We start from the raw sequence: 15,604 nt of genomic DNA, 5'->3' as shown, positions 1-15,604 counted from the left end.
GGGGGCTTTGCCCCTCCTCCCTGGACTTGAGACATGGCCAAGCCGAAACCGCTGATGGCAAAATCATCCGGCACCGATCATGCCAACGCCGCCATCGAGTCGGCCCTGCGCACGCTCGATGTTGAGGCCGGCGGCATCGCCGCCATCACGGCGGCGCTGCAGTCCGACCTCCGCGCGCCGTTCGCGGCGGCCGTCGATCGCATCGGCGACGCCAAGGGGCGGCTGATCGTGACCGGGCTCGGCAAGTCGGGCCATATCGGCCGCAAGATCGCGGCGACCTTTGCCTCCACCGGCACGCCGGCATTCTTCGTCCATGCCGCGGAGGCCAGCCACGGCGATCTCGGCATGATCACCGCCGACGACGTCATCCTGGCGCTGTCATGGTCCGGCGAGCAGCCGGAGATGAAGAATCTCATCACCTACGCCACCCGGTTCAGCATTCCCCTGATCGCGATGACCGCGGACCGGGAATCGACGCTGAGCAAGGCCGCCGACGTCGCGCTGACCTTGCCGAAAGCGCGCGAGGCCTGCCCGCACAATCTGGCGCCGACCACCTCCTCGCTGATGATGCTGGCGCTCGGCGACGCGCTGGCGATCGCGCTGTTGGAGGGCCGCGGCTTCACCTCGGTCGATTTCAGCGTGCTGCATCCCGGCGGCAAGCTGGGCGCGCTGTTGAAATACACCCGCGACCTCATGCATTCAGGCGACGCCGTGCCGCTGAAGCCGCTCGGCACCAAAATGTCGGATGCGCTGGTCGAGATGTCGTCGAAGGGCTTTGGCTGCGTTGGTATCACTGATGCCCGTGGCCACATTGTCGGCATCGTCACCGACGGCGATCTGCGCCGCCACATGCGGCCCGATCTGATGACCGCCACCGTCGACGAGGTGATGACGAAGAATCCGAAGACCATCGGCCGCGACCTGCTCGCAGGCGAGGTGCTGGAGATCCTCAATTCCTCGAAGATCACCGCGCTGATCGTGACCGATGCCAGCAAGCCGGTCGGCATCGTGCATCTGCATGATTTGCTGCGCGCGGGCGTGGCCTGATTGGTCGTCCCGGCGAAGGCCGGGATCTACCGTGTTAGCTGTCAAGAGGCTGTAGCACCTTTCCAAGGCTGGCCGGACCTGATTACGGCATTTGCGAAGACGACGAGGCGTCGAAGCACGGCGATGAGGGCGACTTTGGGTGGTTTTCCTTTGGCGATGAGGCGTTCGTAGAAGGGGCGCAGCACCGGATTGTGCCTGCTGGCAGTGACGGCAGCCATGTAGAGGATACTGCGCACGGCTGCTCGCCCGCCGTGGATTCGCGCCGGTGCGTTCATGGTACCGCTGTTGCGGACGAAGGGAGCAACACCGATGAGCGCCGTCGCTGCCTTGTTGTCGATCCTGCCGAGTTCGGGAACAGAAGCAAGGAACGCCAGCGCAGACTTCGGGCCGATGCCCTTGATGGTTTTAAGCAGGCGCTGATCACGCTGCAAATCGAGACGCTGACGAACCAAGGCCAGCATCATCCGATGGACCTGCTTGTCCTCGGCTTTAAGGGTCTCAAGATGGTTCTCGATCGCCTGGCGGAGTTCGATCATCCGCACCGTGCCGAGCCTGCAGGTCTCGGCATGGATCATATGCTTGAGCTGATCCCGGCGGCTCGCGAGTTCCGACAGCGCCTCGCGGATCGCATCTTCCGGCAACTCGACGTGACCGGCCTTGCGGCCGCGCACCTCGTCAGGAGCGGCAGCATAGGATGCGAGCAATCGGGCATCCGAGGTGTCGGACTTGGCTTTGACCCCTACCAACTGGCGATAGGCCTTGAAGCGTGTCGTATGAATGATCTCAACCGGCAGCTGCGCCTGACGCAACGCCTTCACCAGCGGCTTCTCATAACCGCCAGTCGGTTCCAGCACGATGCGCGTCAAGGGAGGCCCGGCCCGCAACCGCTCGACCAACGTGGCAATGGCATCGGGGCGATTTGCGTAATGGGCGCTATCGCCCCGATGCCATGCCACGTCCAGGCCCGCACCACCGACATCGATGCCGACGAATGTATTGTCCAATAAATGAGAGAGTGTCATGCTGCTCCTGCCTTGTTCACGAGGCAGGGCCGGTGCCTGGATCGTCAAACGTGCGGCCAGCACTTGCTACCGTCCGGGTGTCCGGCCCTTCAATTAAACGAGGCGGGGTGCGAGATCCCGACGGCCGCCAACGACCTCCCATAAACCCCGCAACGCCCGCCTCGATCGCCCCATCTTAATCGAGGCACCGAGACTTACGACCCATACGCCGCGGCCTATCCGTGAGAGCGCTGGCGTCAGATACCTTCTTAAAACAATGAACGCCGCGGAGTATGGGTCCCGGCGTTCGCCGGGACGACGTGTGGAGAGAGCTGAGAAGCGCAATGACGTGGGGGAACCACGGCGCTAAATCCGCACGGCTCCCCTGCCGCAATGCGGGAACCATGACACCACGCGGACGTTGTCTCCCCGTGGCGGGCATCACGTCTGCCTTAATTCGGGCCAAAGAACCTTGGGGCTGGGGCGTTCCGGGTGTTTTTTCATTGGTTCAATTCCCATGGGTGTGCAGCTGACAGGGAAACGTTCGGCAGCGAATGATCCCGCCGCCGCAGCCGTGCGGCAGGATAATGATCGCGTCATCGAAACTTCCATTCCGGCGCGGCTCGATGATCTCAGCTGGAGCGGATTTCATACCCGCGTCGTGCTGGCGCTCGGGATCACCTGGATTCTGGATGGGCTGGAAGTCACGCTGGCCGGCGCCTTGTCCGGTGCGTTGAAGGAAAGCCCGACGCTTCGGTTTTCGAATTTCGATGTCGGACTGGCCAATAGCGCCTATCTCGCCGGCGCCGTGCTCGGTGCGCTCGGCTTTGGCTGGCTGACCGACCGGATCGGCCGCAAGAAACTGTTCTTCATCACGCTCGCGGTCTATCTCACGGCGACCGCGGCAACCGCGTTTTCATGGAGCGTGGGAAGTTATGCGCTCTTTAGATTCCTGACCGGTGCCGGGATCGGCGGCGAATACACCGCGATCAATTCGACGATCCAGGAACTGGTGCCGGCGCGCTATCGCGGCTGGACCGATCTCGTCATCAACGGCAGCTTCTGGCTCGGAGCTGCGCTCGGCGCGGTCTGCGCGATCGTGCTGCTCGATCCGGCGTGGATCGGCCCCGATATGGGCTGGCGCCTCGCCTATATGACCGGCGCCGTCCTCGGCCTTGTCGTGTTCGTGATGCGGATGTGGATTCCGGAAAGCCCGCGCTGGCTGATGATCCATGGCCGTCCCGATGAGGCGCACGCGATCGTGGATGCAATCGAGAAGTCGGCGGGGCAGGTACGGGATGAGACGAAGGATGTCTTGCCGAAGATCAGATTGCGTATGCGCAGCCATACGCCGCTGCGCGAAGTCGCGCACACCCTGTTGACGGTCTATCGCCAGCGTTCGATGGTTGGCCTCGTGCTGATGGTCGCGCAGGCGTTCTTCTACAACGCGATCTTCTTCACCTTCGCGCTGATCCTGACCGATTTCTTCGGCATTCCGGCCAATCATGTCGGCTGGTATATCCTCCCGTTCGCGGCGGGTAACTTTCTCGGTCCGCTGCTGCTGGGCCGGCTGTTCGACACGCTGGGCCGCCGCAAGATGATCACGCTGACCTATGGCGTGTCGGGTGTACTGCTGGCGCTGTCGGGCTATCTGTTCTCGATCGGGGCCCTGACCGCGCAGACCCAGACGATCGCCTGGATGGTGATCTTCTTCTTTGCCTCGCCCGCGGCGAGTGCGGCGTATCTCACCGTCAGCGAGACGTTCCCGCTGGAGGTGCGCGCACTGGCGATCGCGCTGTTTTATGCGATCGGCACCGGAATTGGCGGCGTAATTGGGCCTGCTTTGTTTGGTGCATTGATCGATACGGGATCGCGCACCAGTGTTTTCGCCGGCTACCTGTTGGGGTCGGCATTGATGGTCGTTGCGGCAGCCGTGGCGTGGCGATACGCCGTCGCCGCCGAGCGCAAGTCGCTCGAAACTGTTGCACGACCGCTAGCCTTTGTGGAGTAGGATGAGATGAACGAGGATCTGTTGGAAATGCCATTGGAAGATGAGATCGTTGGCGAGGAGGAAGGTGCGCCGGAAACCGTTCCGGTGCCGCGCTCGCTGGTACCGCATTTGAGCGAAACCGCGATTCTGCTCGACATCGATGGCACGCTGCTCGAATTGATGCCGACGCCGCGCGAGGTCTGGGTGCCGTCGGGGCTGTCGAAGACGCTGAACCGGCTGTTGGCTCGCACCAACGGTGCGCTGGCGCTCGTCAGCGGCCGCTCGCTCAACGATATCGACTTGATTTTCGCACCGGATCAATTCCCGGCCGTCGGCGGCCATGGCGCGGAAATGCGCATCGATCCCGACAACGAATCGGTCGATTCCCATGCGCCGCCGATGGACAGGGAATTGAAGCGCCGTCTGGCGGCGATTGCCAAGCTCAGCCCGGGAATACTGCTGGAAGACAAGGGCTATTCACTGGCGTTGCATTATCGCCTGGCGCCGCATGCGGAGAAGGCGATCTATGCAGCGGTGTCGCTGATCCGCGCCGATTTGCCGAATGCGCCGATCGAGATACTGCCGGGCAAATGCGTCTGCGAGATCAAGCATTCCGGTTTCACCAAGGCGACCGGCGTGCGCGAGCTGATGACGCGCGAACCGTTCAAGGGCCGCCGTCCGCTCTTCATCGGCGACGACGTCACCGACGAAACGGTGTTCGGCATCATGCCTGATTACGATGGTCTCGCATTCTCTGTCGGTCGCCGCGCGCAAGGCGTGCAGGGACATTTCGATTCGCCGAGCGATGTTAGAGAGTTTCTAGCGCACCTGCTCGACGACGAAAGAGACGCGGCGTTGCCATGATCCGCGCACGATTTTGCAAATGGCGCCGGTTTTAGAACACAGTTCCCTGACGCATCACCATCATCTCGCGAAAAATTTTCTTTTTCGTGAGTTCAGGTGAGTTCCGTCCGCGCCAGCCCGAATTTGGTTTCAATTCGTTGAAAGGTTGGCCAGGAACCATATTGATGAATGGTTGTTAATTCGCGAGTGCAGCAACAGGAGGGGACCTGTGAACCTCGTCGTCGTCTCGAACCGCGTTGCGCGCGGAAAGCCCAATGAACCCATGACCGGTGGCCTCGCGGCGGCCTTATTGCCGGTTGTCGAAAAGTCCGGGGCGATTTGGGTCGGTTCCAGCGGTCGCGTCCGTGACGGGAACCTGAAGGAACCTTTCGCCGAAATTGAAGCATTGGGCGCGGGCGCGCTTGCCATGCTCGATCTGCCGGCGGCGCATTACGGCGGATATTACGAGGGCTTTGCGAATTCGGCGCTGTGGCCGGCGCTGCATTCCCGCGCCGATCTGATTCGCGCCTCCCAGGACGATTACGTCAGCTATCGCGAAGTGAACGCCTTCATGGCGCGCGCATTGCTGCGCTTCAAAAAGCCGGACTCCGCGTTCTGGGTTCAGGACTATCATTTTCTCGCGCTCGGCGCCGAGCTGCGTGATCTCGGCGTGACACAGCCGATCGGATTTTTCCTGCATACGCCGTGGCCGACGCGCTCGGTGATATCAGGCGTGCCGCACCATCGCGATCTGATCGAGGCGATGCTGGCCTATGATCTCATCGGTTTCCAGACCGAAGAGGATTGCGAGAATTTCCTGGCTTATGCGCAGTCAGATCTCGGGCTCGCCGTGCAGGACGGCGTCGTCGTCTCGCGCCATGGCCGGACGCGCGCCGCGGTATTTCCGATCGGCATCGATCCGCAGAAATTCGCCCAGCAGGCCGCCAAGGCCACGACCCATCCGGATGTGTCGCGGCTGCGGCGCAGCCTGAATGGCGAGAAGCTCGCGATTGGCGTCGACCGGCTGGATTATTCCAAGGGGCTGATCAACCGCATCAAGGCGTTCGACCGGATGTGGGCGTTGCATCCGCAGCTCTTGCGCACCGTGTCGCTGCTGCAGATCGCGACCCCGTCGCGCGGCGCAATCGAAGCCTATGGCAATCTGCAGAGCGATGTCGCGAGACTCGTCAGCGACGTCAACGGTGTCCACGGTGAAGTCGACTGGACGCCGATCCGCTATCTCAACAAGGGCTTTGGCCAGGCTGTGCTCGCGGGGCTTTACCGCACCGCGCAGGTCGGCGTGGTGACGCCGCTGCAGGACGGCATGAATCTCGTCGCCAAGGAATATGTCGCCGCCCAAAATCCCGCCGACCCCGGCGTGCTGGTGCTGTCGAAATTCGCCGGCGCCGCCAACGAACTCGACACCGCCTTGCTGGTGAACCCGCACGATATCGACGGCATGGCCCGCACCATCTCAACGGCGCTTTCGATGCCGCTGACCGAACGGCGGATGCGCTGGGAGGCGATGATGGAAAAGCTGCGCGGCGGCACGATCCAGCAATGGTTTGCCGATTTCATCGACGCGCTGCAGGAAAGCCAGCTCGATAGTGGCCCTTTGGAACCTGTCACGGCTGATACGCCGACCCGGTTGCCGCTACGCTCCGTCAATAACGGCGCGCGGTATCATTAGAGACTTCCACGAACAGCTCAGTAGCAATAGGAGACGCCATCCAGCACCGGACAGCGTGCCCGGCGCGGATCGCTCGGATTCTCCATCGGCACCACGCCGTTGCCCTTGCCGACGAACACGCCTTTTCCGACGATGACGGACGATTTGTTGCCGATGATGACGCTCGGATGCGGCGAGGCCAGGCTCGAGCGCGTGCCGTCGGCCCAGATGATCGCTTCGCCCGAAAGGATGCCGCGCCTTCCGTCGTCGCAACTCACATCGACGCCCTGGCGGGTGCAGGATTGCGCCATGGCGGGGACCGCGGCGCCTGCGACGAGCGCCGCTATCAGGGTGGCGAATGAAAGCGCTCGCGTGATCATCATGCCGTTCTCCGCCCATGGTTGCCCCCATGGTCGTCGGCCATAACCTGATTCCGGTTCAAGGCCCAGCGCGAAGCGGTTGCCCCAGCGGACATAAGTGACAAATTATCCAATAAATTCAAACAATTGGGGAAATTTCAGCGCGCGTGCCCGCGGTCCCTTGCAAAATGTGTCCTGCCCCTTCAAGAGAAGGCCTCCGGAGAGATGGCCGAGTGGCTTAAGGCGCACGCTTGGAAAGCGTGTGTGCGGGAAACCGTACCGTGGGTTCGAATCCCACTCTCTCCGCCATTCGCCTTCGCTTCGGCGCGGCATGCCCGCCGATGAGCGCAAGCGACAGTGGGTGCCGCGCCATAGCTGCGGAGCAGCGGCGGGCTGATTCTTCCGATGCGCCGGCAATGCCGAGGAACCAACGCCGGAGCATTCGTCTTATTGGCGGATGAGGGCGTCGAAGTCTGCCACGACCGATATCATCGCCGGCCTTGCGATCGCAATCGCGCTGGGCGCGGTCGGCTACTACGGCTATTTGGCGTGGCTGCTGGTGTCGCCGGATTGAGCGTGTCTACGCCTTGCCGATCTTGCGCGGTGCAAGCATCAACAGCCCCGCCGCGACAAATGCCAGTACCGCTGCCAGCTGAAACGTCTGCTGGAAGGCTTCAAAGAAGCCATGCGTCGCTTGCAGGATTTCGAACACCAGAAAGAAAACCGACGCCGCGGTCACGGTGCCCAGCGTTCGCGTCAGCAGCGCAAGGCTGCCCGCGACGCCGCGCTCCGTCAGCGGAAGTGTTGCAGTCACGATGTCCGAATAGGCGAGCTGGAACAGGCCGAGGCCGATACCCTGCACGATCAGCCCTGTCACCCGCAGCGCTGTCGGGGTCTGCGCCGTCCATGCGCCCAGCAGCAGAAGCCCGGCGCCAATGATGGCGGCACCTGCGATGGCCAGCCGCTCCGATGAGAATAGCCGCCCGGTGAGGCGACCGCCGATCGGCGCTGCCAGTGCAGCGCCGGCCGCTCCCGCGGCCAGGATGGCGCCGCCCTCCGTCAGCGTATAGCCCGGTACGCGCGCCAGATAATAGGGCACCAGCAGCCAGACCGAAAAGGCTGCGAGATTGGCCAGCACGCTGACAAAGTTGAGCAGCGCAAAGCCCGGCAGCTTCAGAACTTCCATCGCGATGATCGGTCGCGCCGCGCGGGATTGGCGGAAGGCAAAGCCTGCAAACGCCATGACGGATAGCAATCCGAGCCAGACGGCGGAAAACTCTCTGACGCGGTTGATCGCCATCAGCATGGTCACCAGGCCCAGCGCCAATGCGATGCCACTCAGGATGTCAAAGCGTTCGCTTGTCAGGCGCGGCGGGGCCGCGGGCAGGCCGCGGAGCAGCAGCAGTGCCGCGATCGCGATCGGAATTCGGAACCAGAACACCGCCGGCCAATCCCAGATCGCCGTCAAAGCGCCGCCGAGCAGGGGACCGAGCATCCAGCCCAATGCCATCATCATCGTGTAAATACCGAGCGCCCGGCTGCGTCGCTCCTCGCCGTAGAGCGACGTCACCAGTGCCACGCCGCAGCTCATCACCAGTGCCGCGCCGATCCCCTGCAGGCAGCGAAACACCAGCATCGCGCCGTAGCTGGGCGCACAGCTGACCAGAAGCAACGCCACCGCGCTGCAGATCAGGCCGGCCCGGTAGACGACCGCGTGGCCGATGGTGTCGCCGATGCGCCCGAGCGCCAACAGCAGGCTGGCGTAGGTCAAGACGTAGCAGATCACCACCCACTGGATGTCGCCGATCGAAAGTTCGAAGCCGCGGGTGATGGCAGGGAAGGCAATATTGACTGACGTGTCGAGCTGCGCCGTCGCCGTGCCCAGCCCGATCATCGCGATCTGCCACCCCTTCGAGTGGAGCAGGCCGGCTGATGGTTTGGAAGGATTCGGCTCGGTTGCTGATGGCACGTTGTGTTACGCCGGTGCGAAGCTGATCGCACCATTAGCATCGACATCGCGCGTCAATCTGCCAATCGAAGCCAGCATGTTCAGATGCGCAAGCGACTCGCCAAAAGCCTGGCGCGGATTGGCGTACAGCACCCGCGGAAACACTTCCTGCGCAATCGCGAACGCATTCGTCTTGCCTGACACGACGGATGCCACGTCGTCGAGCCGCGCCTGGTGATGTTCGCGCAGCTGGGCGAGCCGGGCATGCAGTCCGCGAAACGGCAGGCCGTGCGACGGCAGCACCAGCGTATCCGGTGACAGCGCCTCGAGCCGCGTCAGCGCTTCCAGGTACTCCTTCATCGGGTTGGCTTCCGGCTGCGCCGATGGCACGATCACCGACGGCGCCATGTGCGACAGGATCTGGTCGCCGGCGATCAGGAGCTTGTCGCTCTCGCAATAGAACATCGCATGTTCGGGCGAATGGCCGCCCGCCGTGATCGTCAGCCACTCGCGCTGCCCCATGGCGATCACATCGCCGTCCCGGATGCGAATGAATTCGCGCGGCGGCCGCAGGCCAGGATATTTCGATGGGCGCTGCGCCTGGATGATCCTGGCGGCGTCCTCGTCGGAGGCACCGTTCCGCGTCATGAAGGCGGCAAAATGCTCGTCCGGACCCTCTTCGCGCTCATGCCACATCTTCCAGCCGCTGAGCCATTCGGCGAGCGGCATGCGCACCGCGCATTTCATTTCCTTCACCAGATATCCGGCGAGGCCGAAATGATCGAGATGGGCATGCGTGAAGGTGAGGTTCTGCAACGGACGGGCGCGCAACAGCCCGCGCCAGAGCTTGTCCCAGATTTCAAACGTGTCGTCGGTGTTCAGCCCGCAATCGACCAGCGTCCATCCCGGACCGTTGTCGAGCAGCCAGCAATTGACGTGATTGGGGACAGTCGGCATCGGCAGCCGCACCCAGAACAATCCGGGCAGCACATCGGTCAATTCGCCATAGGCCGGCGGGCGCTGGACCGTGAATTTCAGATCATCGGACATTCGTTTCCCCTGCCACGGAGCTTACGCGATTTCGCGGGGGCAGCAACGCCGAAGGGATTTTCATGCCTCCCATGCGGCTGCAGGCAGCAAAATCTTCCACCCGGCCCTTGAGAAGAAGTCGTTTTTCCTAGAGAAGGTGACGGGCAGTCACGCGCGGCGCCCCCGAGGTCAGTTGGGCAAGAAACAATAATGGACGCACTGAACCCCCAATCAGGGCTCAAGCCGGAAGCCGACCCGGCGCAGGACCTCGACCGGCGCGCACGTCGCAATCTCCTGCTGCTGGCCTGTTGCCAGGCGGTCGGCCAGTCCTGCAACACCATGATGTTTGCGGCGACGGGGCTGTCCGTCATCACCTTCTATCACCATCCCGAGCTCGCCAACCTGCCGGTCACGATGCAGCACCTCGGCGTCATGATCTGGGTATTCCCGGCGGCGCTCTTGATGCAGCGGGTCGGCCGCAGCATCGGCTTTCGCGTCGGCTCGCTGTTCGGCATGGCCGGCGCCATCATCATGTGCACCGGCCTATACACCGCGAACTTTGCCGTCATGTGTGCCGGCGGTCTCATCCTCGGCTACGCGGTAGCCTGCCTGCAGATGTACCGGTTTGCCGCGGCGGAATTGGTGCCGATCCATTACCGTGCCAAGGCGATTTCGTGGGTCACGGCCGGCGGCGTCGCCGCTGCGGTGATCGGCCCCAGCCTCGTGCGCGTGACGCATGATCTGGTGATGCCGCTGTATCTTGCGACGTATGCAGCCATCCTCTGCCTGCACGTGATCGTCTTTGCTGTGATGTCCTTCATCACCTTCCCCTCCGTCGCTGCTTCGACTGCTGCCTCGGGTGCAGCCGAGGTCGCAGCGCCTCCGCGTCCGTTGTGGGTGATTGCCAGCCAGCCGCGCTTCATCGCGTCTGTCATCGCCGGCATGCTTGCGTTCGGCACGATGTCCTTCATCATGAGCGCGTCGCCGCTAGCCATCGTCGGCTGCGGGTTTCCGCATGCGGAAGCCCACTGGGTCATCTTCATGCATGTGCTCGGCATGTTCGTGCCGTCGTTCTTCACCGGCAATCTGATCAACCGGTACGGCGCCACGACTGTGATGGCCTGGGGCGTCATGCTGATGCTGGCCGGCGTTGCCGCCGCGCTCGCCGGGCTGAGCGAATGGAATTTCCGGATCGCGCTCACCGTCAACGGCGTCGGCTGGAATTTCCTGTTCGTCGGCGCCACTACTGTCGTGACGACCTGCTACCGCCCGAGCGAGCGCGGCAAGACCCAGGCGCTCAACGATCTCCTGGTTTTCAGCACGACCGCGACGTCGAGCTTCATGGCTGGGTTTCTGCAGGATCGCTGGGGCTGGCATCCGCTCAACTGGTTTTCGGTGCTGCTGATGCTGGCCGCCGCCGCCGCCGTCATATGGCTTCGCTATCAGCGTCCGGCATTGAGCCCGGCGCACTAGGAATTCCCGCATCGCTTTGTATTTGATTTGCTGACGCACAATCAGCATGATCTGAGCTCACGCGATACCGCCTGCGTTGCTGCAGTGCGATTTCGCGGACGCGTGCACGACCGCAAACATGCGGCATGACAAGAAAAACCAGGGAGGGACGCCGTCGTGATCAATCGGCATTTTAGAAGCGCGCTTACGGGCTTTGGCCTCCTGCTTGGCGCGCTTGTGACGCAGGCCCAAGCGCAATCGCCCTCCAAGACTATCACGCTGGTGGTGCCTTATGCGGCAGGCGGCGGCACCGATACCGTGGCACGTCTCATCGGCGAGCGGATGTCGGGCACACTCGGCCAGAGCGTCATCATCGAGAACGTGGTCGGCGGCGGCAGCACGCTGGCCAACGACCGTGTTGCCAGATCGGCGCCTGACGGCTCCACCATCCTGATCAATCACGTCGCGCTGCTGGCGGCGCCCAGCCTGTTCATCAATCTGCGCTACGACACGGCAACCGCATTCGAGGCGGTCGGCCTCGTCAACAACGCACCGATGGTCCTGATCGGCCGCAAGTCTATTCCCGGCGCGGGACCCAAGGATTACGTGGCGTGGATCAAGGCGCAGGGCGACAAGGCGAACTTCGCGCATGGTGGCATCGGCACCAACAGTCATTTGTGCGCAGTGATGATGGGCAATGTGCTCGGCTTCAAACCGACCGTCGTGGCTTATCGCGGATCGGCGCCGGCGATCGGCGATCTCCTGGCGGGGCAGATCGATCTGCTGTGGGATCAGGTGACCAACGCGCTGCCGCAGATTCAAGCCGGAACGCTGCACGGCATCGCCATTACGTCGCCAAAGCGGCTTGAACAGTTGAAAGACGTGCCGACCACCGCCGAGCTCGGCATGCCCGAGGTCAGCTACACGATGTGGCATGGCCTCTATGTGGCCAAGGGCACGCCCAAGGAAACCGTCGGCGCGCTGAATGCGGCGCTCCGCAAGGCGCTCGCTGATCCGGTCCTGCTAGAGAAGCTGACGCAGCTCGGCACCCTGCCATTCCCTGAGAACGAGTTGACGCCCGAGGCGCATGCGCGCCTGTTCGCCGCCGACCTGCCACGGGTTGCAAAGCTCGTTGAAAGCTCTGGCGTCAAGGCGAGCGAAGCGAAGTAGGGCCCTGTGCCTTGTAGGCGGCCAATTTCCGGATTGACACGCGGGAGTTGAAAGAACAAAATAGGAACTTGCGGGGCTTTGGGCTTCACTTCGCGCGCCGGTCGCGGTGACGCGGCGCTGGTGCTTGCGGTTTGATTTCAACGCCTCTTATGATGGACGCTCATTTGAGTGGATTGAAATGAAATTTGCAATCAAAGCAATTGTTGCCGCGTTCTGCCTGATTGCGACGCTTTCAACCTCGGATGCCCGCGGCCCCTATGGCACGATCAATGTCGGTAACTGGAAGGGCGGAGCCTATACCCACGACCAGAGCGGCGCTTTCACGCATTGCGCTGCGGGGGCGCAATACGCCAGCGGCATCTATTTTGCCGTCACGATCGACAATAAAGCGGGATGGAGTCTGGGGTTTGCCCACGATGGATGGGCGTTTGCGAACGGACAGGCATTTCCGATTGTCCTGACGTTTGATGGTCAGACGCCGTTCAATGTCCATGGCGTTCCGCTCTCCGGCAAACTGCTCCAGGTGCCGATGCCGGATAACTCGGCGCTCATTGCGCAATTCCGCAAGGCCAAGACGATGACGGCCTTTACGCAAGGGCAGCTTTTCCAGTTCAAGCTCGATCAGACCGCGCAATTGTTGCCCGCGCTCGCCAATTGCGTGGCTACCGTCAAGAAAGGCGGCGTTGCTGCCGCCGGCGAGTTCGCGGTCGCCCCGAAGCAAGTCGCGGCGGCCGGGCCGGCACAACCGAACGCAGCGCCGCCGAAGGGCAGGTCTGTCAACCAAACGGGTACCGGCTTCGTCGTCAGCGCCTCCGGGCACGTTGTCACCAATCAGCACGTGATCAATGGCTGCGTTGGCGACATCCTCGGAAATTTGACCGGCGAGGCTCCGCTCAAGCTGCGTCTCGTTTCGAGCGACGAAACCAACGATCTCGCACTGCTGCAGGCGCCGAGCGCCTTCAAGGAAGTGGCGACAATTCGGGGCAAGGCGATCCATTCGGGCGACACCGTCGTTGCCATCGGCTATCCGTTCCACGGCCTGTTGTCCTCCGATTTCACGGTCACCACCGGGATTGTAAGTTCCCTGAGCGGCATCATGAACGATACCCGCTTCCTGCAGATCAGCGCGGCGGTTCAGCCCGGCAACAGCGGCGGGCCGCTGCTGGACACCAGCGGCACGATCGCCGGGATGGTGGCGGCAAAACTCAATGCGTTGAAAGTTGCCAGGGCCACCGGCAACATCCCCGAGAACATCAATTTCGCGATCAAGACTGGCGCGCTGCGGGACTTTCTGGACAACAGCGTCGTGCCCTACCAAACCGCCGTCGAGGCAAAGGCCGAGCTGAAGACGTCCGACATCGCGCGCAACGCAAGGGCGTTCACGCTGCTGATTTCCTGCACGGCGACCGAACAGAGCGCGAGCGCGAAAAAATCAAGCGAGTGATCCCGCGCGCTTTCAAAAATCAAGCGGCGCGTTGTCGACGACTTCCTTCATGACGAAAAAGGTTCGCGTCTGGCGCACGCCGGGCAGCGCGATCAGCTGCTCGCCATGGATGCGGTTGAAATCTTCCATGTCCCCGACGCGGATCTTGAGAAAGTAATCGAAATCGCCGGCCACCAGGTGGCAGTCGAGAACGAACTTCAGTTTCGCGATCGCCCGCTCGAACGACGCAAAACTTTCCGGCGTGGAGCGGTCCAGCACGACGCCAACCATGACCAGCGCGCCCTTGCCGACCTTGCGCGGCGCCACCATGGCGCGGACCGCGCTGACAAATCCGTCGTCGAGGAGGCGCTGGGTGCGGCGATGACAGGTAGCCGGGCTGACCCCGACCGCTTCGGCCAGCTCGGCATTGCTGAGCCGCCCGTTATTCTGCAACAAACGCAACATCTTGAGGTCGATGCGGTCCAGTTGGGTGCTCACGGAAGAATCTCTCATAAAACCGGCAATTAATGGACGAAAAATACCATCTGTGGCGATTCTGGCAACCAATCTCTCAAAATTCGGAAACAACTTAGAGAGCACCTTTCCGTCGTCTGATGATAGGCGTTCCCGCAAGATCAGACATCAACGGGGATGACGCATGCTGGAAAAATTCGAACGCTATCCGCTGACCTTCGGGCCAACCCATATCGAGAAGCTGGAGCGGTTGACGCAGCATCTCGGCGGCAAGGTCGAACTCTACGCCAAGCGCGAGGACTGCAATTCGGGGCTCGCGTTCGGCGGCAACAAGCTGCGCAAGCTCGAATACATCGTGCCCGACGCGATCGCTTCCAACGCCGATACGCTGGTTTCGATCGGCGGCGTGCAATCCAATCATACCCGCATGGTCGCCGCAGTCGCCGCCAAGATAGGTATGAAATGCCGCCTGGTGCAGGAAAGCTGGGTGCCGCATGAAGACGCCGTCTACGACCGCGTCGGCAACATCCTGCTCAGCCGCGTGATGGGCGCCGACGTCCAGCTGGTGGATGAAGGTTTTGACATCGGCATTCGCCAGAGCTGGGAAGAGGCGATCGCAGACGTGAAGGCGAAGGGCGGCAAGCCATATGCGATCCCGGCCGGTGCGTCCGTGCACAAATATGGTGGGCTCGGCTATGTCGGTTTCGCCGAAGAAGTCCGCGCCCAGGAAAAGGAACTCGGCTTCGCCTTTGATTACATCGTGGTCTGCACCGTCACCGGCTCGACCCATGCCGGCATGCTGGTCGGATTTGCCAAGGACGGCCGCGCGCGCAAGGTGATCGGCATCGACGCCTCGTTCACGCCCGATCAGACCAAGGCCCAGGTGCTCGACATCGCTCGCAACACGGCTTCCCTGGTTGAACTGGGCAAGGAGATCGTCGAGGACGACGTTGTGCTGATCGAAGACTACGCCTATCCCGCCTATGGCGTTCCCTCGGAAGAGACCAAGGAAGCAATCCGGCTTTGCGCGCGACTCGAAGGCATGATCACCGACCCGGTCTACGAGGGAAAATCCATGCAGGGCATGATCGATCTCGTGAACAAGGGCTATTTTCCCAAGGGATCGAAGGTGCTGTACGCCCATCTCGGCGGCGCGCCCGCGATCAACGGGTACGCCTACACGTTCCGCAATGGCTAGT

General features: G+C 62.4%; 13 protein-coding genes and 1 tRNA gene. 9 read left to right on the top strand and 5 right to left on the bottom strand.

Features of this window, described 5'->3' with window-relative positions; all coding sequences use genetic code 11:
- Positions 1 to 33: 33 nt before the first annotated feature.
- Complete coding sequence (locus JQ629_RS05115; protein WP_212411611.1) at positions 34 to 1,047, top strand: KpsF/GutQ family sugar-phosphate isomerase; 1,014 nt, start codon at positions 34 to 36, stop codon at positions 1,045 to 1,047.
- A gap of 41 nt (positions 1,048 to 1,088) precedes the next feature.
- Here the strand turns inward: JQ629_RS05115 and JQ629_RS05110 are convergent, their stop codons facing one another.
- Positions 1,089 to 2,069 carry an IS110 family RNA-guided transposase gene (locus JQ629_RS05110; protein ID WP_212411610.1) on the bottom strand — a complete coding sequence of 327 codons (981 nt, stop codon included), beginning with the start codon at positions 2,067 to 2,069 and terminating at the stop codon, positions 1,089 to 1,091.
- A 496-nt stretch (positions 2,070 to 2,565) separates the two neighbouring features.
- On the opposite strand from JQ629_RS05110, the gene JQ629_RS05105 reads away from it, so the two are divergent.
- The 3 genes from JQ629_RS05105 to JQ629_RS05095 all read left to right on the top strand — a co-directional run bounded on the left by JQ629_RS05105 (position 2,566) and on the right by JQ629_RS05095 (position 6,571).
- Positions 2,566 to 4,059 (top strand): MFS transporter, encoded by a 1,494-nt coding sequence (locus JQ629_RS05105; protein WP_212411609.1) that lies wholly within the window; start codon positions 2,566 to 2,568, stop codon positions 4,057 to 4,059.
- Positions 4,060 to 4,065: 6 nt separating this feature from the next.
- A complete protein-coding gene (gene otsB, locus JQ629_RS05100; RefSeq protein WP_212411608.1) occupies positions 4,066 to 4,902 on the top strand; it encodes a trehalose-phosphatase in 837 nt (278 codons plus the stop codon).
- A 208-nt stretch (positions 4,903 to 5,110) separates the two neighbouring features.
- Positions 5,111 to 6,571: a trehalose-6-phosphate synthase gene (locus JQ629_RS05095; RefSeq protein WP_212392406.1), complete on the top strand. Its 1,461-nt coding sequence runs from the start codon at positions 5,111 to 5,113 to the stop codon at positions 6,569 to 6,571.
- A 17-nt stretch (positions 6,572 to 6,588) separates the two neighbouring features.
- On the opposite strand, the gene JQ629_RS05090 is transcribed toward JQ629_RS05095, so the two are convergent.
- Positions 6,589 to 6,933, bottom strand: a complete 345-nt coding sequence (locus JQ629_RS05090; protein ID WP_212268999.1) for a hypothetical protein — start codon at positions 6,931 to 6,933, stop codon at positions 6,589 to 6,591.
- A 195-nt stretch (positions 6,934 to 7,128) separates the two neighbouring features.
- Between JQ629_RS05090 and JQ629_RS05085 the strand changes: the two genes are divergently transcribed.
- Positions 7,129 to 7,218: transfer RNA gene (locus tag JQ629_RS05085), tRNA-Ser, on the top strand.
- Between the two features lie 271 nt (positions 7,219 to 7,489).
- On the opposite strand, the gene JQ629_RS05080 is transcribed toward JQ629_RS05085, so the two are convergent.
- On the bottom strand, positions 7,490 to 8,878 hold the full coding sequence (locus tag JQ629_RS05080) for an MFS transporter (RefSeq protein ID WP_212411607.1): 1,389 nt from the start codon (positions 8,876 to 8,878) through the stop codon (positions 7,490 to 7,492).
- A gap of 6 nt (positions 8,879 to 8,884) precedes the next feature.
- Positions 8,885 to 9,907, bottom strand: a complete 1,023-nt coding sequence (locus JQ629_RS05075) for an MBL fold metallo-hydrolase (RefSeq protein ID WP_212411606.1) — start codon at positions 9,905 to 9,907, stop codon at positions 8,885 to 8,887.
- 189 nt (positions 9,908 to 10,096) lie between these two features.
- Between JQ629_RS05075 and JQ629_RS05070 the strand changes: the two genes are divergently transcribed.
- The 3 genes from JQ629_RS05070 (at position 10,097) to JQ629_RS05060 (ending at position 13,952) form a co-directional block, all read left to right on the top strand.
- Positions 10,097 to 11,359 carry an MFS transporter gene (locus JQ629_RS05070; RefSeq protein WP_212411605.1) on the top strand — a complete coding sequence of 421 codons (1,263 nt, stop codon included), beginning with the start codon at positions 10,097 to 10,099 and terminating at the stop codon, positions 11,357 to 11,359.
- Between the two features lie 156 nt (positions 11,360 to 11,515).
- A complete protein-coding gene (locus tag JQ629_RS05065) occupies positions 11,516 to 12,508 on the top strand; it encodes a Bug family tripartite tricarboxylate transporter substrate binding protein (RefSeq protein ID WP_212411603.1) in 993 nt (330 codons plus the stop codon).
- Positions 12,509 to 12,686: 178 nt separating this feature from the next.
- The gene (locus tag JQ629_RS05060; protein ID WP_212411601.1) at positions 12,687 to 13,952 is read left to right on the top strand and encodes a S1C family serine protease; all 1,266 of its coding nucleotides are present in this window, start codon (positions 12,687 to 12,689) and stop codon (positions 13,950 to 13,952) included.
- 12 nt (positions 13,953 to 13,964) lie between these two features.
- Here the strand turns inward: JQ629_RS05060 and JQ629_RS05055 are convergent, their stop codons facing one another.
- Positions 13,965 to 14,429 carry an Lrp/AsnC family transcriptional regulator gene (locus JQ629_RS05055; protein WP_212411684.1) on the bottom strand — a complete coding sequence of 155 codons (465 nt, stop codon included), beginning with the start codon at positions 14,427 to 14,429 and terminating at the stop codon, positions 13,965 to 13,967.
- A 160-nt stretch (positions 14,430 to 14,589) separates the two neighbouring features.
- On the opposite strand from JQ629_RS05055, the gene JQ629_RS05050 reads away from it, so the two are divergent.
- On the top strand, positions 14,590 to 15,603 hold the full coding sequence (locus JQ629_RS05050) for a 1-aminocyclopropane-1-carboxylate deaminase (protein WP_212269381.1): 1,014 nt from the start codon (positions 14,590 to 14,592) through the stop codon (positions 15,601 to 15,603).
- Position 15,604 lies beyond the last annotated feature (1 nt).

The organism is Bradyrhizobium sp. AUGA SZCCT0222 (assembly GCF_018130205.1).
Lineage (GTDB): Bacteria > Pseudomonadota > Alphaproteobacteria > Rhizobiales > Xanthobacteraceae > Bradyrhizobium.
Note: the sequence above shows the minus strand (reverse complement) of the source record. Positions and strands in the feature narration are given on the sequence as shown.

Coding starts and splice junctions, on each gene's coding strand:
- JQ629_RS05115 (WP_212411611.1), top strand. CDS start 34: ATGGCCAAGCCGAAACCGCTGATGGCAAAATCATCCGGCACCGATCAT.
- JQ629_RS05110 (WP_212411610.1), bottom strand. CDS start 2,069: ATGACACTCTCTCATTTATTGGACAATACATTCGTCGGCATCGATGTC.
- JQ629_RS05105 (WP_212411609.1), top strand. CDS start 2,566: ATGGGTGTGCAGCTGACAGGGAAACGTTCGGCAGCGAATGATCCCGCC.
- otsB (WP_212411608.1), top strand. CDS start 4,066: ATGAACGAGGATCTGTTGGAAATGCCATTGGAAGATGAGATCGTTGGC.
- JQ629_RS05090 (WP_212268999.1), bottom strand. CDS start 6,933: ATGATGATCACGCGAGCGCTTTCATTCGCCACCCTGATAGCGGCGCTC.
- JQ629_RS05075 (WP_212411606.1), bottom strand. CDS start 9,907: ATGTCCGATGATCTGAAATTCACGGTCCAGCGCCCGCCGGCCTATGGC.
- JQ629_RS05070 (WP_212411605.1), top strand. CDS start 10,097: ATGGACGCACTGAACCCCCAATCAGGGCTCAAGCCGGAAGCCGACCCG.
- JQ629_RS05060 (WP_212411601.1), top strand. CDS start 12,687: ATGAAATTTGCAATCAAAGCAATTGTTGCCGCGTTCTGCCTGATTGCG.
- JQ629_RS05050 (WP_212269381.1), top strand. CDS start 14,590: ATGCTGGAAAAATTCGAACGCTATCCGCTGACCTTCGGGCCAACCCAT.